Genomic DNA, 18728 nt, shown 5'->3' on the forward strand with positions numbered 1-18728 from the left:
CTCTACCGCGGCCCGGCGGCGTGCTGCCGCAGCCGGGCGTGCGCCCCGTCGTACGCCGCGCTCGGCCCCGGCAGCAGGCTCTTGTCGACGGCGGCGAGGACGGTGTAGTTCGGGTCGCACACGTTGCCGATCGGCGCCCGGCCGGCCTGCGACACCAGCTGGTAGGCGTCCAACTCCTGCAGGCCGGTCAGGTCGCTGGCCCAACCGACGAGATCCCGGTGAGCGATGCGGTAGGCGTCCTCAAGAGGCCGCGCGCACCCGATCGTCATCAGGTCACGGTCGGTCTCGATGCGCGGCCACACCGTCGACACCCCCTCGATGACCTCGACGACCAGCGTGGTGACGGTGGCGATCTCCACCCCGACGCCGCAGGCTTCCCCCTCGCCCTGGCGGGCGTGCCCGTCACCGAGAGCGAGCAGCGCGCCGGGCACGTTCACCCCCAGATAGAGGGTGGCCCCGGCGCGTAGCTCCGGCGTGTCGAGGTTTCCGCCGTGCAGATCCGGCACGATCGTCGAGCGGACCTCGAACGCCCCCGGCGCGACACCGATCGTGCCGATCATCGGCTGCAGCGGCAGGTCCACGCTGTGATCGCTGCCCGTAGCGTGAAAGCGCACCGTCTCGGCGGATCGGTCGATGTCGTACACCCATACCCGCTCCTCCAGCGGGGCCTGCAGGGTGGCGGTATGCGAAGTGGAGGTCAGCGCCCCGAAGTGCGGGAACGTCGACGACACACCCCACTCACGCGCAGGCTCGATGTCCACGAGGTGGATGGCGAGGGTGTCGCCGGGCTCGGCGTCCTCGACGAAGAACGGCCCCGACACCGGATTCAGGTACGGCATCTGGCACACCCGCGACGGCAGGTCGGCCGGGCCGCGCACCAAACCACCGAAGCAGTCCTCGGTGTGCACCCGCAGGGTGTCGCCGCTGCGCACCCGGGCCACCGGCTCCCGGCCACCGAAGGTGTACGCCAGCTCGTCGCGCGCCGGCCGGTAGGTGAACGGGCTCATGCCGCTCACACCCGCTCCACGTGACGCGCCGACGACTGCGCCTGCCCGGCGGCCAACCCCGACAGCTCCGGTCGACGGCCCGACAGGTACAGGCCCGCGAGGACTAGCACGCCGAGGGCGAGCCAGGCCAGGCCGAGGCGCTGCGCGGCGATGTTCGCATTCACCACGACGTAGGCGAGGATCGCGAACCCGATACCGGGCATCACCAGGTGCTTCCACCAGTTGCCGCTGCGCTGGCGGATGAGGTGATGCACCACCACCGAGACGTGCAAGACCAGGAACGCGACCATCGCCCCGAAGTTGATCAGCGACGACAGCAGCGTGATTCCATCAGCGCGGGTCGCCATGTACAGGCCCAGCGCCAGGGACACGGTGCCGGTGAGCAGGGTGGCGTTGATCGGCACGTTGCGGCGGATCGACACCTTCGCCAAGAACGCCGGCAGCTGCCGGTCGCGGGCCATCGCATACAGCAGCCGGGACGTGGCGACCTGCGCGACCATCGAGTTCGGCAGCCCCCACGCGATCGCCGTCGCCACCGCGCACAACGTGGCCAACCAGCCGCCACCGGCCACGGCGGCGGCGTCGTAGAAGGCGGTGCCGTTTGGGTCGCCATTCGACAGGAGACCGGCCGGGTCGGGGACGAGCATCGCGGCTAGCCACGTCTGCGCGATGAACAAGACCCCGGCCAGGATCAGGACGGCAGCCATGGACCGGCCGATCTGCCGCGCGCCGTCGCGGGTCTCCTCCGCCAGCATGCTGATGCCGTCGAAGCCCAAGAAGCTCAGCACGGCGATGGATACCGCTCCCGCAACCAGCGACCAGGTGAACGTGTCGGCGTTGTAGAAGGCATCCCAGCTGAACCGGCCCTTACCCGTCGCGAGCGCCCAGCTGCCAATCCCCAGGAAGATCGCCAGAACGATCAGCTCGCCGACGAGCATCACTCGAGTCACCACCGCGGTCATCCGAATACCGACCGAGTTGACGACCGTGTTCACCGCGACGAACCCCAGCAGCCACAACCACACCGGCACCGCCGGAACCGTCGCGTGCATCGCCACCGACGCCACCAGATACAGCAGCCCCGGGACGAGCACGTAGTCGAGCAGGATCACCCAGCCGGCCAGGAACCCGACCGGCGGGCTGATGCCCCGGCCGGCGTAGTTGTAGACGCTGCCCGACATCGGGAACGCCTTGACCATCTGCGCGTACGAGAACGCGGTGAACACCAACGCCACCACACCCACCGCGTACGCCAAGGCCACCATGCCACCGGAGCCGGCGTAGACACTGCCGAAAATCGCCATCGGCGCAATCGGCACCATGTACACCAACCCGTACGCGACCAGATCCCGAAACCGCAGTTGCCGGCTCAACTCCTGCCGGTAGCCATAGCGGGCCAAATCCTGCTCGTACACAACGTCCTCCGCGGGTTCAGGCATCAGTAGAATGAAGAAATGAGCTTGCTAAATACGCCGACCGGGCGAAGCAGTATTTCGATACACCCATCCGCCCTCGCTGCTTCGCGAGTAGCGCTTGCGGCGGCCGTGTTGACCGCGTCGCGGAATGGGGCATTCCTGACGCGCGATCAATCAGTCTGTTGGGATTCCGGCTGCAGCTTGCGTCCCGGCTCCGGTAGCCGACCCTTCCGCGGCGCCTGCCCAGGCTGCCACTTGCGACGTCTCACCGCATTTGTGACGTAGGCCTGCCGCTTGATGGGTCGGTTGCCAAAGTGGAATCCTATGGACCCCCGGGTCGAGCAATTTCCAGTTGCCGAATAGCCGCTCCAAAGAGCTCTGGTCACACTCCTCGGTCGGCATGTAGAACGGGGACGTCGATGTCTCGACGGCCGATTCGGAGGTAAGAGTGATCGGCAAACCGTGGGATAGCACTAATCGGGATGCTGGAGCAACCGCCCGTCGCACGCTCTCTAACGCCTGTACGATTTTTGGGGCGTTGACAGCTAGCGGGGATACCCCGGAGACGATGACAGCCACCGGCAGATTTGACTCGAATCCAACGGCTGCCGCCAATCGCAACAGACGGGATAGGTTGCCAATTCCACCCAACACGGCGTGCACGTTCCTGGTCCTCGCAAGGATTTCACGGGCGTGCGCCACCACGGTTGGGTTGTAGTCCACGTAGCAAACGCGGATGTCCCGGGCAAGCGAGGCAACGACCTCGTGCGTGGCTCCGGTGGTGGGGAGCCCGGAGCCGAGATCGATTATTTGTCGAATACCCGCATCCGCCACCGACGAGACGGCTCTCCCGAGGAAGGCGCGGCTCTCCTGCGCCCATCGGCGCAGGTTCGGCTCTGCCGCGAGCCATCTGCGGGCAACTTCACGATCGACTGGAAAGTTGTACTGCCCTCCGTAGAGGAAGTCGAAGGCACGTGCGTGGTTCGGGACCGTGGTGTCGACGCTTTCGGGTACCCACCGGCTCGCAAGCACTGCCCCCTCCTAGCTGCCACGACGACAGTCACCGGACTGCTGTTCTGTAGGCAGCGTGCCCGCCGGCCCTCCTTTCCAGTAAGCCGTTGGGCTAAGTAGGTTGGCTCGCTAGCGCAACCGGCGTCACGATGCCTAGCGCGACTAGCATCCGATGCCTAGCCGGGCTAGACAACACAACGACGTGTCTAGATTTGCACCTCGGTGAGGACTAATCTGTCCAGTAGGCGAACCGAGCAGGGGGCATTTTGAACGTCAACGACGAGTTGGACAATGGGATAAGCCCGACCATATGGGAACACCAAGAGATGCGCACTGCATTAGCAGCGCGTGACCTCACCGCTGTGTACCAGCGATTGCAGCGCAACGGCGTATCCCAGCGCAAGATTGCCACTGCGGCCGGGCAGGCACCCTCTGAGGTGTACGAGGTCCTCAATGGCCGGCAGGTCATGTCCTACAATGTATTGGCTCGGATAGCAGACGGCCTGGGAATACCGCGCGGGTACATGGGGCTTGCCTACGCCGAATCCAATGGTTCTCCCCTGGACATAATTGCCTCGGCCTGTTCGCCTGATGTTGGCGAACGCGAGGAGACACGGCGGCTACTGTCATACGCGGCAGAAGTCACCCTCGGAGTCGGTGAGCAGGAGTTGACGCGCTGGTGGCAGATGACTCCGCAGCCAACTCCCATTCCCCGTCGAATCGGCGAGACGGACGTGGCCCACTTGTTGGGCGTGACCCAGATAATGCGAGCGATGGACTATCGCCATGGCGGCGGCGCTTGTCGCGACGCTGTACTGGCACAGGTGTCTTGGGCGACTCGACTGCTGCAATCGAGCTGCACCAGCGAAGTGTCTCGGAATTTGTTTAGGGCTTTAGCCGACCTGCACAACCTCGCGGGTTGGACGTCTTTCGACGTGGGTCTCTATTCTGCCGCAAGGGCGCATTTTGCACACGCTCTCGAGCATGCGAAGCGCGCGGAAGACAGCTCGCTTGTCGCGAACGTTCTTTACAGGATGGGTAGGCTACACCTCCATCGCGGTCTCTATCGGCAATCTCTACGGTTTTTTCAGCTTGGGCAAATAGCTGCTCAGGATTCGGGCTGCGAGTTGACGGTTTCGATGCTCTGCGCCAACGAGGCGTGGGCGATGGCTCTCGCCGGCGACGAGGCACAGGCCGAGAAGTCCATAAGGAGGGCACATGACGAATTCCACCGGGCCGGTGGAACTCAGGCTCCCTCGTGGGTCAGTTTCTTCAGCGCTTCAGACCTTCACGCCCTGACGGGGATGACTTACGCAGCGTCAGCTTCCCTGCCTGAGGGCAGAGCGGAACTGGCTATTTCCGAATTAGAGCGAAGTATCGAGTCGCGAGATGCTGCAATGACCCGCAGTCAAATATTTGAGCTTACGGCTCTCGCGACCGTCCACATACGGGCGGGCTCTTATCGCGATGGCGTCGCCCTGGGAAACCAAGCCCTGACGCTCGCGAACGAAGTCCGGTCCATACGAACGATTGACCGAATTGAGCCGTTACAGGCCGCCGCCGAGCAGTCACAGGAACACGACCCGGCCGTGCAGGCGCTGGCCGAGAGGGCTGCTAGACTTCGTACGACATGAGAATCCAGCGCCAAGAATCCCCTGGTGCAGAAGGTACGTCGGGAGACATGCGTTCGATGCTCGAGGAGTTCGCCAAGTCCTCGGGCTTGGACGTATCCGGTGCCGAACTGATTAAATTCACCAACAACGCCGTTTATAGACTCCCCGCAAGCCAAGCGGTTCTTCGGATCGCGGGGAGCGAGACAATGCGCGGCAGGATAACGAAGGTCATCGCCGTCGCGCAGTGGCTGGAGTCGATGGACTTTCCCGCCGTGAGACTCATGCCGAACGTGAGCCAGCCACTACTCTTCGGCGACCACGTCGCTACCGTGTGGCAGATGGTCGACTCGTCGGGGGCCTCTGCCGGGGGTGCGGATCTCGGGTACCTGCTGAGAAGATTTCACAGTCTACCGCCTCCGAACGTCACACTGCCGCCATGGCAACCCCTGACTGGCATTAGAAGCAGGCTGGCGACGCCAAGCACCCTAGTCGACGCAAGTGACCTGCAGTTTCTTCAGGAAAAATGCGATGAAGTCGAATTTTTGCTAGATGAGACGCGATTTGTATTGCCTGGGGGGCCAATCCATGGCGACAGTTTCGTCGGCAATCTTATATCGAGCCCGACTGCAGTCATATTATGTGATTTCGATTCAACAAGCAACGGCCCGCGTGAGTGGGATCTGACTCCAGCGGCTGTCGGTCGCGTCCGTTTCGATTACGCGACCGACGTCCACGGCCCCCTCGCCGACATCTACGGCTTCGACGTCATGGCATGGGAAGGTTTCGCGACCCTTAGACAACTGCGGGAGCTTCAGCTCGTAACAAGCGTAATTCCGGTCCTCGACAAGAATCCGGCAATCGTGAGCCAATGGAGGCGCCGCCTCAACAGCTTTCGGTCAGGGGCGACGGACGTTCGTTGGTCGACGTACCGGTAAGCACGCTGCACGCTTCCAAGGTTCGACCGTTCCAGCACCACCAACTCAGGACCAGGCGCCGGAGCAGAAACCGACGCAGCGCCTGGGGTGCCTCAGACTGAACGCCCTGCCAGCCCCTCATGACCCCGTGCTCCGGCGCAACACGAACCCGCAGTGCGGTGGTGGGTGTCGGGCATCTGTGGAGGCCAGGCGACCTCGTTGCCCCAAAGGGGACTGTTAACTGGAACGAGACTCTGGTCGTCCCGGTCGTCGAGGTCGTTCCGGTCGCCCAGAGCGCTGATGCTGACGCCGATGGCGTTGTCGCCACGGTGGACGGGCAGGGCGGTTAGCCGAGCGCTGCGATCGCCTCGCCCAGCTCGCGGTAGCCCGGCACGGTCGGGAAGCGTGCTGCTAGGACGGTGTCGAGGGCGCGAAGCTCCTTGCCGATGCGGGCGGAACCGGTGAGGTGTGCCGCTGAGGCGCTGCGCATCCCGAGCGCGATCGCTCGCTCCGGTTCCGGTTCTTTCGTTGCCAGGACGGTGTTGGCGAGTTTGGCCAGCAGGTGCCCATGGTCGCGGCGTAAGTGCTCGCTTGTTGCCTTGATTTTGCCTTCGAGGATGCGGACGGCCGTGGCTGCCTGCCCGCAGGCGCGGTAACCGCCGGCGGATTGCTCTTCCAGCACGTCCAGGTTGTATTGGTGCAGGTAGACCGGTGCGTCGGGGTCGACATCGGCAGGGTGCTCGCGTAGGAGCGTGAGAGCGTCTTCGATTTTCCGCTGGAATCGGGTGGCGTCGCCGTAGAGCGCCCAGCCGCGGGCTTCCTGCTGCGCTGCCAGCGCGTGCAGGCGGGGGCTCGTCGCGCCGGGCACCTTGCGGGCACCGGCCGCGAGTTCGATCACGTCGCGAGCGTCGTTGTCGAGCAGCGCGATGTTCGACTTGCGGATCATCAGGTACGCCACCGTGGCGTAGTCGCCTGTGGCCTGCGCCCACTGGCTTGCGCGGTCTGACCAGTATCGGGCTGCGGTGGTGTCGCCGAGGTCCTGGTGCAGCCAGCCGGCGAACTCGCCGTACTGTGCGAGCAGCCGCAGCACGGGCGCGGTGGTGTCGGGTGGGGCGGTGCGTCGGAGCCGGTCGAGTACTCGGATCTGGGCGAGGGTCGTTCCGAGTAGCTGGCGGGGGCCGAGCATCTTGTCCGCGGTGAAGTGTTCGTTCAGCAGCCGCCCGAAGTAGTCGAGCGCCTGTGAGTCCACCGCGTTGTCTCCGGCGACCACTTTGGCAACGCGGTCGGCTTGATCAGGGTCGGTGACGCCTGCTGGCAGGATCGTGCGGAGCAGGCCGCTGGCCATGAGTTCGCCGAGTTGGCGTCGGGACAGCCTCACCAGCACCGTCCTCCCGTCCGGTGTCTGCAACTCCAAGGTCACGCTATCGCTTTGGCCATCATCGGTGTGCAGGCCAGCCAGCGGAAGGGTCCTCCGTCTTTTCGCTGGCGCCACGTCAGCCGGGGCTAGGGAGCGCAGCAGCAGCAGGAGGCCGCCGGCGTGCAGGGCGGTGTCGATGCCCTCGACCCATTCGGCGGCGGGCAGATGTTCGCCGTGCTCGGCACGGCTGAGCCGGGTGTAGTCGTAGCGGGCCCGCGCGGCTAGGGCGCGCAGGCTCATGCCCGCTTCGGTGCGCAGGTGGTGCAGGACCACGCCGAACACGTGGCGTACGGCGTCGCTGTCTGCCTCCATACGGCCGATCCTCCGATCCGATGACGTCGATGTTGCCGCAACACCGGAACCCTTCTCAACCGCCAGCCCGGGGGCAACGCTGTGTACATCGGCAGATGACCCGGGATCGCCAGCGGGTTGTAGGAGCCACCAGCAGCGCAGACCTGACCTCTACACACCCCGGAGGACGGAAATGTCCCTCATGACGTTGTTCCACGAGGTCACGGCGAGCGAGATGATGACCGCTTGGCCGACCGAGCCGGCGCTTCACCAGCCGCCCGACGACAGTAGCGTTCTCAGCGTCCTCAACGCGGAACTCATCAACGGTTACCTCGGCACGGGCACTGCACCAGCAGAGCAGCTCATCGTGATCAAAGATGGGGCGGCGCTGCACTCCCGGGCATACACGACGGACGGGTACCTCGACCCTGACAAGGTCGCGAAGTGGCGTGGCCGGGGCTACACCGTTCAGCTGCGCAACCTGCACCGCTGGTGTCCATCGGTGCACGCGATCTGCTCGGCGATCCAGAACGAGACCGGATACGGTTGCTACGCGACCGGCTTTGTCACCCCGGCAGGGGGGCAGGGTCTGTATCACCACTGGGACCAGAACATGGGCTTGATCTACCAGATGGCCGGTCGCAAGACCTGGCAGATCTGGGCGCCAGGAGTCGAAGAGCCTCACAACGGGCAGTTCGCGTCCAACACCTCACCGGGCAGCGACCTAATCGACCGCATGAGGTCGATGCACCCCGACTTCGAGTTTGACCTCGTCCCGGGCCAGATTTTGGTGTTGCCACGTGGCTGGATGCACAACCCACACGCTCGTGGCCAGACGGAGGACAGCGTCCACGTGACCTTCGTGGTCCGCGAGCTCACCGGCTACTGGATCGCTGGCAAGCTGGCCCAGGCCGCGCTCGCCTCGACCCCGCTGCGGCGCGTCATACCGCCCGCCAGCGTTGTCGACCCCGTTGCCTTCGCGGGGCAGGTCGCCGGGGCGCGAGACCTGCTGACGCAGTGGCTGGCCGACGCCGATGTCAACGTCTTGGCCGTCGAGTTGCTCCAGGCAGCACGTACCGAGCCGAACGTCGACTACACCTCCCACGCACCGCGACCCCGCCCCACCGACCGCCACCAATCGGCGCGCTGATTCGGGATTTCCCCGGCGCATCAGGCGCCGGTGATCCATAACCCAAGGAGGAGTCGTGACCCCCACGACCGCAACACTGGTTCAGGCCGAGAAAGACCCCCAAACCCTCATCGACCCGGAGACCTTCGACAAGCTGGCCCTGCACTTCGCCGCCGTGCAGGAGGTCACCAAGACCTACGCCCGGCGGGCCGTCGGGCAGATGCTGCTCATGCTGAGGGCGCACTCCGACTCGCAGCACGATCCCGACTTCGGTCGGCTGCTGCCCGACGGCCGGTCCTACCGGGTTGTCCCGACTGAGCCCGTTGACGCCGCCTGGCACGTTTCGCTGCAACACACCGAGGCGTACCACGCCGCCTGCGAGCAGATTGCGGGAGGCTTCGTGCACCACGTGCCGATCCTGACGGAGGGCATGGCGGACGGCTCCTCCATGGAGTACACCCGCCAGGCTCTGAAGGCAACCGGTTACTACATCGACCCCGAGTTCTGGGACGGCGAGGCGAAGTCCTGCTGCCCGCCGAACCCGGGAGTCTGAAAGGGCCTCTGACCGATGCGCATTGACTGGACCGCGCTACCCGAGGCCGTCACCAAAGAGGTAGCCGACCGGGCCGGCGGAACTCACATCATCCCTGCCACGACCGGTGACCACGCGGAAATAGCCGCAACCGTCACCGGGAAGAACGGGAAGGTATTCATCAAGGCGGCCCATACCGACTTCGGTGTCCGGTCACTGCGCTTCGAGCTGCGGGTGAGTGAGGCCATCAGCGGGTCTCACTCACCCGCCGTCGAGTGGCACTTCGAGGCGGCTGGCTGGCTGGTGGTGGGCTTCGAGCACTGCGACGGCCCACACGCCGACCTGTCCCCGGGCAGCCCCGACCTGAATCTTCTTGGTGAGGCACTGACGGTACTCGGTGAGACACCAGCACCTGATGTGCCATTGTTCAGTCCGAAGGCGCGGCTCGGGTTTGAGCACCCGACGATGCACGGTGACACGCTCGTTCATACCGACCTCGGCCCGGCTAATCTGATCGTGACCCCGCGCGGCCTGCGGATCGTCGATTGGGCGATGGCGACCGAGGCCGCGCCGTGGGTCGAGCTGGCCATGCTTTCGCAGTGGCTGATCAGCGCCGGACACACCCCGAGACAGGCGGACCAGTGGCTAGCCCGACACCCCGCGTGGAAGCTGACCGATCCAGAGGCATTGGACTACTTCGCTACGAAGAACGCGGAGAAGTGGGCGTCGAAGTCGGCGGGATCGACCGCAGCCTGGATGCACGACCTCGCGGCCTGGACGTCTCAATGGGCGGCCTATCGGTGTCAGATCGGCAAGACCACCTGACGGACGTACGGGACAGGGCCGAGCCGGCCTGCGCAGCCTCACGGCGAGAATCAGGGATCGGCCTTCCAGTCGATGCTTACCCGGTACCCCCGGACGGCAGCCAGCCGCTCGCCACGGCGTCGAGCCGCGCGCCCTAGCCGGGAGTACCGAGAGCCGTCGGAGGCTGAGTGGACCGAGTTCCAGCCGCACTTCCACCTTCGGAAGGTCGAGCTCGGCAACTGCGGCCGGCCGTACGGCACGCCGTGCGCCCACGAACACGCCTGCGTTCGCTGCCCTATGCTTCGCGTCGATCCCCAACAGCGGCATCGTCTTACCGGAATCATCCGCAATCTCGCCGACCGAATCAGAGAAGCGAAGACCAACGGGTGGCATGGCGAGGTCGAGGGCCTCACCGTCAGCCTCAATGCAGCTGAGAACAAGCTGGTCAGCCTTGATTGAGTCGCCCAGAGAACTTCAGGACCGACGGTTCTCGGGATTCCCTCCTTGCGGGAGGGGAAGTAACACAAGACTTGCGTAGGAATTTAGCCGTGTGTGATCACACGATTCGGAAAGAAACCGTACCGCCCCAAACCGTGCTGCTTGGTGAAGTGATGGACAACTGCTGTGTCTGAGAGCTGCGCAGGCGGTGTGGTGTTCTCAATAACCACAGTCTGCGCTGAGGCCTCGATGTCGAGGTATTTATAGAAAGCCGCTGCGACGTCGAAGCTGACGTACTCGTTCCTATTGTCGACGCTAGCGCCGGCAGGTTCCGGTTGCCGGTAGGTGACGAGGGGTGAGTCAAGCACCGTTACCCCCGGATGCGGAAGTCCACGTTCGTCGCAGTACTCGGCCAATCCGAGGGTGAAGCTGGCGTGAATCATCGAGCGCATACCCTTGCCCCGCGTATGACGCGGTCGTCCGTCAACGAGGAGATCGTCTTTCTCAATGTCGAAAGCGACTCCGCCGCCCGTCTCAACTCCCCATTTATCTAGCAACAGCTTGATCGCCACTGAAAGGTTGTTCAGAGATTGAAGGCTTGGCCACTTCTTAGCGCTTGGAGAATCCTGTGGCCCGTCGGGCATCGCGAAGGTCAAAGCAAGCTCCTCGATCTCCTCAATCTGTTTGTAAGTGGCGATCATATGTGTGACCTGCGACTGCTTGGCATACGCGGCGGCCAGTTCCTGCTGCTGAGGTGCAACTTGGCCATCTAGCGCAACCACTGCGTAACGAGCCGATTCGGTACGTCGAGCTGCTTCTAGGGCAGCAGCCCTCGTCGCGCCGACCTGTTCTTCCAGGTCGGCCAATGTAAGCTGTAAGTCCGTTAGTAGGTCAGTAGTCTTTTGCTGTTCCGCAACTATTGCGATAGCAAATTGCTCGGCCTCTGCTACGGCATGACCTGGTGGGTTTTGGTGGTTAGCTGCAGCTCCGCAGAATAGGCAGATATCAGATTGGAAGAATCCGAGAATGTTGCCCGCCTCTTGGACCGCATCCAGTCGCGCCAGATCGGATTGATATTGATCGCGAAGAAGTGTAAACCGCCCGGTGATCTCCATCATCTGCGCGACACGATGTTCCAGTGATCGCTGGCCATCGGCAAGTTCATCTCGCGCGCGGATCAGCGAGTGGCGCCTGGCGAGTACGTCACCTAATGCCGGATTCAGTTCTGCGATGGTATTGCCGAGAGCTTCGAGTTGATGCTGCAGCTCATTCACGGGAGCTGAGCCCTCCACTGTTCTATACAGTCCAGAAAGAACCTGCTGGAGGACTTCATGCTTGCCCTTGCTGACTTTGCGGACTTCGTCGGGGACGAGAGCCTCTAGCTCTGAGTCATCGTCACCTTCGAGTAGCACGCGCAATAAAGAGAGCTCGGCCGTTGCGTCAGTTCTGCCAACGGGGTGGTAAGGCGGGGACAGTGCAACCATCTGACCCTCGTGCACTACGAAGAACGGAGCAAGCTGCCGCAGGGTTAGCTCGACAACCTTGTTCTCCGAGTTCTTGCGCAGCACCTTGCCGTAGAGGCCTATACGCTCAAGTAGAAAAGCCGAGATGGTATTGGCTCGACCTTTAGTGTGCCTGGCCTTGAGCTCCACAACTGCCGTGCTTGATGGTATCTCTTTCAGGATGCCGTCGTGCACGCGGATGATGCCGGAGTTTAGAGCGCGTACCAGAGTCAGGCTCTCGTCGCCGATCGTTATCCCGAGAAGGATGTGAGAGTAGGGCTCCGATTCGCGGATCGAGCGTAGCTTTGAACTCCCCATGGCGAAATCGATGGAATCGGCAATGAAGGATTTGCCTGTGTCCGACGCGCCGTAGATCACCGTAAGGTTTGGACCAAAATCTATCGTCGCCGGCTCAACACCCTTTCCCATGAAGGTCAGGTGAGTTAGTGCAATCCGAGCCATCTACTGCACCTCTTCAGATGTTGGCGGGCGCTCGTCTAGCTCTCCAGTCCATCGCCCTAGAATTTTGCGAAGCCTACGCCGCGTCTCCTCGCGGGTGCCATCAGTGAACTCTTGCGCAACCCACTGCGCTGTGTCGATGAGCCGCAGGACATAAGACGATTCTAGGGCGCTAACAAAAGCCTCAGCGTTATCTGCGGCCACGTACTTCATGCCGCTGGTGCTTATCGCAAGATCGACCATGTTCGCGCGCATCATGAGCCGAAGCGCATCCTCGAGGACTGTCTTCTTCAAGCCAATCTCGCCAGCTCGAATTGGGACGTCGGGGTGAATGCTCGGCGGGCCGCCTAGATCACCGCTGTGAATGAGGCTGTGGTCCAACAAGACGAGGGTGTCGATATCGAAAGAACGCGGATAAGCTGCTGTCAGCAGAATTACGGCGCGTAACCCTACCTCGACTGGGCTGTTCAGCGGACCTCTCATGTGGGCATGCACCACCTGAGCTTGTCCTCATTGGCCAGCTGGTGGCACATCCCTTTTCGGTCGACTGTTGTGACGACATGAGTAAGGGCATTGGACGTGAAGTTCAGGTTCATGGAAGCTTGGAGTACGGCACCAAGGCGGTCGAAGCCAGAGCAATGGCTCCCGTCGTGGATCTCGATCACGCCTTCGAGTATTTCGTTTTGAAGGCTGTTAAAAGTCTCTTCTGAGACGCTATCGCGCGAAAAGGTTCGGAGTGCCTCGGCGCTGTAGAACGCGACTCTTTGACGGCGGATGTGAGTACTGGCCTCTGGATGTTGCAGGGCGTCCGTGGTAGTGGAAATTTGATCCGCGTGTTTTTCGCGGTGCACCTCGACGAGTTGCTCAAGGTATCGGTTCTCTCTTGGATGGATCTCGTCAGGTAGCGGCAATGCATCTGGTCGCGGCGGGAGGCGGCCTCCAAATTCCCTCGTGTAAAGCGAGGTGCCGACGAGGCTGTCTAGTACTTCTTTCAGATTTTCAGTGTTGAAGATGCTGAAATCTATTCGCGTGGCGAGATCGCGGATATTGGCCTTGGTAACAGAGTCCAAGCCGGGAAGCAAGGCCGCACCCTCGTCTAGTTGCTTGATGAAGCCTGCCCGTAGCTGCGTTGGGTGATTTATTTTGTTGCTGAGTTGGGTGCCACACCCTCGCGGAGCTACGAATCGGTACTTCCGAGGGAGGATGTAGTGGTTTTCGGTGACACCCTTGAGAATCTTTGCGATCTCGATGTACGCGTCACGTGGGGTGAGCGGCTTGGCGTAATGCTTGCACTGGTAGCAATCCCACTCGCCTTCGTATCCTCGGCTTGTCGCGAAGGCTGCCACGTCAACTCCGTGGTCGTTGGCGCCGCCCAAGCGCTCCACCTTGGCATACTTGGGAGCGAGGGTGAGGACCCATTCCTCGACAAACTCTTCCCACTGATCCGGCTCGTACGTGAGGATCACTTGCCGTGGTGTCAGCCGACGTCCTGCGGCGACGTCAGCGACCGTCAGCACGGCGACTCGGGTCACTGGCGATTGGGCCCCTTGAGGCGCTTCTGCCGCCAATCGGACCTCGGACAGCGACACAAAACCTCCCCATATGTACCAAACATGCACCCCCCGCGGGTCCACACAGGGTAGCGGAGTAGCCGCTTGATGTAGAGGTTGAGGAATGAGGACGGCCCTTCCGGAGGAGGATGCGTCGCCCTGTCGGCCAAAGATAGAAGATCACGAAGTCCGGAGAATGCACACCCGCGCGTCGAGATGGCCACCGTCGGCACCGGTTACGCCCAATCCACCGCCGCAGCCGTAGACGACGCCGTCACCATCCCCGGCCGCTGGGTAGACCACCACATCGAGCACCCACACCCGGCATGGATATCCATCGGCTGGCGCGAGCACGACCCACACCACACCGGCGCCCGCGCGGCACTCGACCTGTTGCTTGACCCCCGCTACACCGAGACCTACCACGGTCCGCCGCTGGACTGGCAGTCCTGGTCGGCTTACTCCGTCGCCGGCGGACCACACCGCAGCCTCGCCGCCCTGGGCGACGGGACGCGCGGCATCGGGCACACCAGTGCTACCTCCGCTGCCGTGATCCTGGGCGACGGCACCATCCTCGCCGACACCGCCGGCTCCCCGTCCCTGACCGCGCTGCAGGGCTGGCTGGACCAGTGGGAGCAGGCGGGACGGCCTGACGCCTCATGGTTCGACGTGTCGCTTGTGCCCTACGACGGTGTTGACCTACCCGGCTGGGACCTGCGAATCACCGCTGCCCCCGGGAAGTGATCCCTGACCACCATCGGATCGACTCGAGCCAGCGAGCCCTCGACCGGTCGCGCACTTCACGTCGGCGTGCTCACCGCCCGCGTGATGCGGTGACCCACAAGGCGCTGCGCCTCGGCCAGCGGATACCAGGCGGCGCCTCGCACCTCTGACTCCTGGATCGACCCGACGTCGGCGGAGGTGGTCACGAAGGCATACCCGATGTCGAGATGGAAGTGTTCCGGTTCGCCCTTCTCAGGCCGCGCCGGAACCGGCCCGTACTCGACGTACGCCGGCAGCGGTGAGGTCGGGACGATACCGGCGGGATCGACTCCGGTTTCCTCCACCAGCTCCCGTACCGCGGCGTCGATCAGCGTGGCATCGGTCGGCTGTAGATGCCCGCCGGGCTGCAACAGGAGACCGTAGGCGAGGTGATCAATAAGTAGCACTTCGGTTCCGCCGCGCACGAGGAGCGCACCGACGGTCACGTGCATGGGCAGATGGGACCGAGAGGCGGCGTTCGCGCCTTCGGACAGCAGCTGCGTCGGCACCGACAGCGACGTGGCTTCGTGGGGGTAGGACGTGAGGTAGGCAGATAAGGCTGCCAAGACGTCTGAGTTGTCGATCTCCACGACTCGCCTCCGTTGTAGGTGGTAGCCCGAGCGCACTTCTTCCGGGTCGCCCGCTTGGACCGATTGAGCTGACCAGCGCGCCAGTTGGCTGCGTGCCATCAAGGCGACCGCACGTCTGGCGGCGCGGTCGACGTCGATGCCATCGCCGATGCGGGCGAATGCCGCGCCGGATCACTGATGACCACTCGGATACAGGGTGGGCTTTCTTCGACCTGCCTCAGGCCGCCCGCCGCATCAGCGAGGGCCTTCTGTGGATCGCTGGTGTGATTGGCGATCAGGTTCTGGGTAGCGTGGGCCCAGGCTAGTACGTCGGGCTGCTCAGCGGCGACGGCCAGGTCGGACATTTCGGCGGCGTATGCGTGCGCGATGCGGAAGGCCCCCAGGTCCAGGGCGAGGGTGGCGAATAGTCCGGACAGGTGTGCGGCGGCTGTGTAGAGCCGAGCCCGTTGCGGTGGGTGTTGCTGAGCGGCCATCAGCTCGTCGACGCTGGCCCTCAGCGGACGCAGACGGGCAACCAGCGTGCTCGGTGCGACGCGTTCCCTGTCACTGATCGCCCGCTGGACTTCGTGTTCCAGGTGCGTCAACCGGGCGTCATCGTCTGTGGTGCCGATCAAGGCCGACCTGCGGGCCGTGATGCATTGCTCGGGCTCCCACAGCACAGCAGGACTGGCCGCCGCAGCGTCGGCCGGCCTGACTTGGGCGCGTTGGCGGTGAAGGTCCAGCTCGGTGATGCGGTCGTACTCGGCGCTCAGTGCGCCGCCGGTCTGCAGGATCGTGTCGCAGCGGTTCCAGAACGTCCGTTCGGGGTACTGCCGGCCGGTTTCGATGCTGGCGATGGAGCTGCGGGCGTAGCGCACGAGAGCGGCGAGGCCGTGCTGCGTGAGTCCGGCAGCCTTGCGCAGGTGCGCGAGGCGACGGCCGAGCGCGCGGCGCGCAGTGCTGATCGCGTGGCTGTCGCCCATCGGCCACCACCCCCGGGGTTGAGCGCTCACGGTGAGCGGTCACCGTAGCGGCCCGCTGTGACATGTTCCGGGCCGGCAGCCGGTGCATCATGCGGCGAGGTAGCACGATCAGATGTCGCCGAGCGCAGTCAAGGTGGCGGCTGTTGGAGTTGGTGTCGGGATGTGCCGACATTGTCGGTGCGTGGCGCTGCGGGCGTGTCGGCTGCCGGGAGTTCTACGTTGCCCGCATGCCCTCCGAGCCCCACGAATTCACCGCCGGTCTCCCGCGCAAGCGGATGGCGGCCGGACTGTTGATCACCGATTCGCAGGATCGGGTTCTGTTAGTCGAGCCGGCGTACAAAACGGATTGGGAGATTCCCGGTGGCAGTGTTGAGGCCGACGAGTCGCCGTGGCAGGCGGCGGTGCGGGAATGCCGCGAAGAGCTCGGCGTGGACCTGACGCCGGGTCGTCTGCTCGTCGTGGACTGGGTGCCGGTCCGTAATGGCCGCACCGACAGTGTGATGCTCGTCTTCGACGGCGGTGTCCTGGACGCGGTTCAGGCACAGCGGATCGTCGTGCCGCCCGCCGAGTTGAAGGGTTGGGCGTGGTCTGACCCGTCGCAGACGCGCCAGCGGTTGCAGCCGTTGCTGGCCCGCCGTGTCAGCCAATGCCTCAAGGCGCGTGCCGACGGGTCGACCCGCTACCTCGAAGACGGCGTGCCGGTCTCCTGACCTCGGACCTGCCGCATCCCGGCAACGGCCGATGCTCGTCGCCGTCGGCGGGCTGCTCACCTGATATTCGTTCGAGGGAGGAAATGTCGTGGCACCTGAAAGCAGTACGACCGAGACGTTGACGGCGCTGGACGCTCGCCGGCGGCTGGTCGACCAGCTGCGCAGTCAGGGTTGGATTACCCGACCGGAGGTGGCGGCGGCGTTCACCGCGGTGCCGCGGCACCTGTTCGCTCCGGCCGGTACCAGCATCGAGAGCGCGTACGCGAATGATGTTGTTGTCACCCGACGCGGCTCGGACGGAAAGGCGACCAGTTCTATCTCCGCGCCGTGGTTGCAGGCGTACATGCTGGAGACCGCCGGGCTGAGGCCCGGCGCCCGGGTCCTGGAAATCGGCTCAGGGGGGTACAACGCCGCGCTGATCGCCGAGGTCGTCGGCCCGGCCGGAACGGTCGTCAGCGTCGACATCGACGTGCAGGTCGTCACCCACGCTCGACAGGCGCTGGCACGGGCCGGCTACCCGCAGGTCGAGGTGGTCCACGCCGATGGCGTCCACGGCCACCCTGCCGACGGGTTGTGGGACGCGGTGCTCGTCACGGTCGAGGCCAGTGACCTCCCACCCGCATGGACCGACCAGCTCTCACCAGCCGGCAGACTGGTGGTGCCCTTGCGGATGCGCGGCAACACCCGCTGCCTCACCCTGCAGCCTGCAGGTGACCACCTGGCCGCGACAGCGTCCGTGCAGTGCGGCTTCGTCGCGATGCAAGGACACGGCCGGTCCCCGGCCCGCCGGGTGCCGCTGCGCGGCGACGACGCCGTTCTCACCCTGGATGACGACACCACCACAACCAACGCCGACGCCCTGCGCGCTGCCCTTGATGGGCCACGGGTTGAGGTGTCCTCGCCGGTGATGCTGGACATGAGCATGGGCGTCTGCCTTGAGAGCCTGCACCTGTGGGTGGCCAGTCAACCTCGCCCGTACGGGGTGCTCAGAGTCGACCGGGACCGCACCGCCGGCCTGCTGGACCCACAGGACCGCTTCTTCTGCCCCACCCTGCTGACCAGTGACAGCCTCGCCTACCTCACCATGCGCTGCCACGACACGACGACGTGGCAGTTCGGCGGGCACGGCTTCGGCCCGAACGCCACCAAACTGACCAACGATCTTGTGGAACTGACAGTGGCATGGGATCAGCAGCACCGGGCCGGCGCCGGCCCGGACATCACGGTGCATCCGGCCGGCACGCGACTGCCTGACACTGAGCGGTTGCGGTTGCTCGTGCCCCGCCGCCACACGCTGACCGCTATAACCTGGCCGGAGACAGACCGATGAGCAACACAGAGTTGCCGATCTTGATATGCCTTCGGGGAAACTCCGGCTCCGGTAAGAGCGCCATTGCCCGTGAGTTGCGGTATCGGCACGGCCGCGGCTGCGCCCTCGTCGGCCAAGATCATATGAGGCGGGTCCTTCTGCGGGAACGGGACAGGCCAGGTGGTCTCGCGCCCACGCTCATGGCGCAGAACGTCCGCTTCTGTCTTCCTGTTAACTGAACTAACGAGAATGTTCTTGCAGGTCAAGGGACATGCCCTTGTTTGCTGGCTAGGGTGCTCGACCATGATCGATG

At 64.1% G+C, this 18728-nt stretch carries 17 protein-coding genes and 1 pseudogene; 9 read left to right on the top strand and 9 right to left on the bottom strand.

From position 1 onward, the window contains the following. Positions 1–2: 2 nt before the first annotated feature. From ABZS40_RS30030 to ABZS40_RS30040, 3 genes are all read right to left on the bottom strand, one after another. Positions 3–1016 (bottom strand): acetamidase/formamidase family protein, encoded by a 1014-nt coding sequence (locus tag ABZS40_RS30030; protein WP_354947065.1) that lies wholly within the window; start codon positions 1014–1016, stop codon positions 3–5. Beyond that, positions 1013–2446: an APC family permease gene (locus ABZS40_RS30035; RefSeq protein WP_354947067.1), complete on the bottom strand. Its 1434-nt coding sequence runs from the start codon at positions 2444–2446 to the stop codon at positions 1013–1015. Before ABZS40_RS30035 ends, ABZS40_RS30030 begins: the two co-directional genes overlap by 4 nt. Positions 2447–2596: 150 nt before the next feature. After that, a complete protein-coding gene (locus tag ABZS40_RS30040) occupies positions 2597–3454 on the bottom strand; it encodes an SAM-dependent methyltransferase (protein ID WP_354947069.1) in 858 nt (285 codons plus the stop codon). A 245-nt stretch (positions 3455–3699) separates the two neighbouring features. Between ABZS40_RS30040 and ABZS40_RS30045 the strand changes: the two genes are divergently transcribed. Further along, positions 3700–5067 carry a helix-turn-helix transcriptional regulator gene (locus tag ABZS40_RS30045; protein WP_354947071.1) on the top strand — a complete coding sequence of 456 codons (1368 nt, stop codon included), beginning with the start codon at positions 3700–3702 and terminating at the stop codon, positions 5065–5067. 56 nt (positions 5068–5123) lie between these two features. After that, positions 5124–5981, top strand: coding sequence for an aminoglycoside phosphotransferase family protein (locus ABZS40_RS30050; protein WP_354947073.1), 858 nt, complete (start codon positions 5124–5126; stop codon positions 5979–5981). A gap of 325 nt (positions 5982–6306) precedes the next feature. Here ABZS40_RS30050 and ABZS40_RS30055 read toward each other — a convergent pair whose 3' ends face one another. Then, positions 6307–7689, bottom strand: a complete 1383-nt coding sequence (locus tag ABZS40_RS30055) for a helix-turn-helix transcriptional regulator (RefSeq protein ID WP_354947075.1) — start codon at positions 7687–7689, stop codon at positions 6307–6309. Positions 7690–7870: 181 nt separating this feature from the next. Between ABZS40_RS30055 and ABZS40_RS30060 the strand changes: the two genes are divergently transcribed. From ABZS40_RS30060 to ABZS40_RS30070, 3 genes are read left to right on the top strand one after another with little or no spacing between them, the layout of a single operon-like run. After that, on the top strand, positions 7871–8818 hold the full coding sequence (locus ABZS40_RS30060; RefSeq protein ID WP_354947077.1) for a cupin domain-containing protein: 948 nt from the start codon (positions 7871–7873) through the stop codon (positions 8816–8818). Positions 8819–8873: 55 nt separating this feature from the next. Continuing rightward, the gene (locus ABZS40_RS30065; protein WP_354947079.1) at positions 8874–9350 is read left to right on the top strand and encodes a hypothetical protein; all 477 of its coding nucleotides are present in this window, start codon (positions 8874–8876) and stop codon (positions 9348–9350) included. A 15-nt stretch (positions 9351–9365) separates the two neighbouring features. Beyond that, on the top strand, positions 9366–10154 hold the full coding sequence (locus ABZS40_RS30070; RefSeq protein ID WP_354947081.1) for a phosphotransferase: 789 nt from the start codon (positions 9366–9368) through the stop codon (positions 10152–10154). A 521-nt stretch (positions 10155–10675) separates the two neighbouring features. Here the strand turns inward: ABZS40_RS30070 and ABZS40_RS30075 are convergent. From ABZS40_RS30075 to ABZS40_RS30085, 3 genes are read right to left on the bottom strand one after another with little or no spacing between them, the layout of a single operon-like run. Next, positions 10676–12535 carry an AAA family ATPase gene (locus ABZS40_RS30075; RefSeq protein WP_354947083.1) on the bottom strand — a complete coding sequence of 620 codons (1860 nt, stop codon included), beginning with the start codon at positions 12533–12535 and terminating at the stop codon, positions 10676–10678. Next, the gene (locus ABZS40_RS30080) at positions 12536–13015 is read right to left on the bottom strand and encodes an ABC-three component system middle component 2 (protein WP_354947085.1); all 480 of its coding nucleotides are present in this window, start codon (positions 13013–13015) and stop codon (positions 12536–12538) included. Beyond that, complete coding sequence (locus ABZS40_RS30085; RefSeq protein ID WP_354947087.1) at positions 13012–14121, bottom strand: ABC-three component system protein; 1110 nt, start codon at positions 14119–14121, stop codon at positions 13012–13014. Before ABZS40_RS30085 ends, ABZS40_RS30080 begins: the two co-directional genes overlap by 4 nt. 177 nt (positions 14122–14298) lie before the next feature. On the opposite strand from ABZS40_RS30085, the gene ABZS40_RS30090 reads away from it, so the two are divergent. Beyond that, on the top strand, positions 14299–14826 hold the full coding sequence (locus ABZS40_RS30090; RefSeq protein ID WP_354947089.1) for a hypothetical protein: 528 nt from the start codon (positions 14299–14301) through the stop codon (positions 14824–14826). Between the two features lie 56 nt (positions 14827–14882). Here ABZS40_RS30090 and ABZS40_RS30095 read toward each other — a convergent pair whose 3' ends face one another. Both ABZS40_RS30095 and ABZS40_RS30100 read right to left on the bottom strand, forming a co-directional pair. Further along, a complete protein-coding gene (locus ABZS40_RS30095) occupies positions 14883–15434 on the bottom strand; it encodes an NUDIX domain-containing protein (RefSeq protein WP_354947091.1) in 552 nt (183 codons plus the stop codon). A gap of 98 nt (positions 15435–15532) precedes the next feature. Beyond that, positions 15533–16396, bottom strand: coding sequence for a helix-turn-helix transcriptional regulator (locus ABZS40_RS30100; protein WP_354947093.1), 864 nt, complete (start codon positions 16394–16396; stop codon positions 15533–15535). A 227-nt stretch (positions 16397–16623) separates the two neighbouring features. Between ABZS40_RS30100 and ABZS40_RS30105 the strand changes: the two genes are divergently transcribed. The 3 genes and pseudogenes from ABZS40_RS30105 to ABZS40_RS30115 all read left to right on the top strand — a co-directional run. Beyond that, positions 16624–17106, top strand: coding sequence for an NUDIX hydrolase (locus ABZS40_RS30105; RefSeq protein ID WP_354947095.1), 483 nt, complete (start codon positions 16624–16626; stop codon positions 17104–17106). 88 nt (positions 17107–17194) lie between these two features. Continuing rightward, positions 17195–18436: a methyltransferase, FxLD system gene (gene fxlM, locus ABZS40_RS30110; RefSeq protein WP_354947097.1), complete on the top strand. Its 1242-nt coding sequence runs from the start codon at positions 17195–17197 to the stop codon at positions 18434–18436. Beyond that, positions 18433–18636 (top strand): annotated as a pseudogene (locus ABZS40_RS30115) (zeta toxin family protein); the annotation flags it as partial. The gene fxlM and the pseudogene ABZS40_RS30115, both read left to right, overlap by 4 nt. Positions 18637–18728: the final 92 nt, after the last annotated feature.

The organism is Micromonospora sp. NPDC005324 (assembly GCF_040607155.1).
GTDB lineage: Bacteria > Actinomycetota > Actinomycetes > Mycobacteriales > Micromonosporaceae > Micromonospora > Micromonospora trifolii.

What these genes read in the sequence shown, in the direction of transcription:
- ABZS40_RS30035 (WP_354947067.1), bottom strand. Translation starts at nt 2,446, where the DNA reads ATGCCTGAACCCGCGGAGGACGTTGTGTACGAGCAGGATTTGGCCCGC.
- ABZS40_RS30050 (WP_354947073.1), top strand. Translation starts at nt 5,124, where the DNA reads ATGCTCGAGGAGTTCGCCAAGTCCTCGGGCTTGGACGTATCCGGTGCC.
- ABZS40_RS30055 (WP_354947075.1), bottom strand. Translation starts at nt 7,689, where the DNA reads ATGGAGGCAGACAGCGACGCCGTACGCCACGTGTTCGGCGTGGTCCTG.
- ABZS40_RS30060 (WP_354947077.1), top strand. Translation starts at nt 7,871, where the DNA reads ATGACGTTGTTCCACGAGGTCACGGCGAGCGAGATGATGACCGCTTGG.
- ABZS40_RS30070 (WP_354947081.1), top strand. Translation starts at nt 9,366, where the DNA reads ATGCGCATTGACTGGACCGCGCTACCCGAGGCCGTCACCAAAGAGGTA.
- ABZS40_RS30075 (WP_354947083.1), bottom strand. Translation starts at nt 12,535, where the DNA reads ATGGCTCGGATTGCACTAACTCACCTGACCTTCATGGGAAAGGGTGTT.
- ABZS40_RS30080 (WP_354947085.1), bottom strand. Translation starts at nt 13,015, where the DNA reads ATGAGAGGTCCGCTGAACAGCCCAGTCGAGGTAGGGTTACGCGCCGTA.
- ABZS40_RS30090 (WP_354947089.1), top strand. Translation starts at nt 14,299, where the DNA reads ATGGCCACCGTCGGCACCGGTTACGCCCAATCCACCGCCGCAGCCGTA.
- ABZS40_RS30100 (WP_354947093.1), bottom strand. Translation starts at nt 16,396, where the DNA reads ATGGGCGACAGCCACGCGATCAGCACTGCGCGCCGCGCGCTCGGCCGT.
- ABZS40_RS30105 (WP_354947095.1), top strand. Translation starts at nt 16,624, where the DNA reads ATGCCCTCCGAGCCCCACGAATTCACCGCCGGTCTCCCGCGCAAGCGG.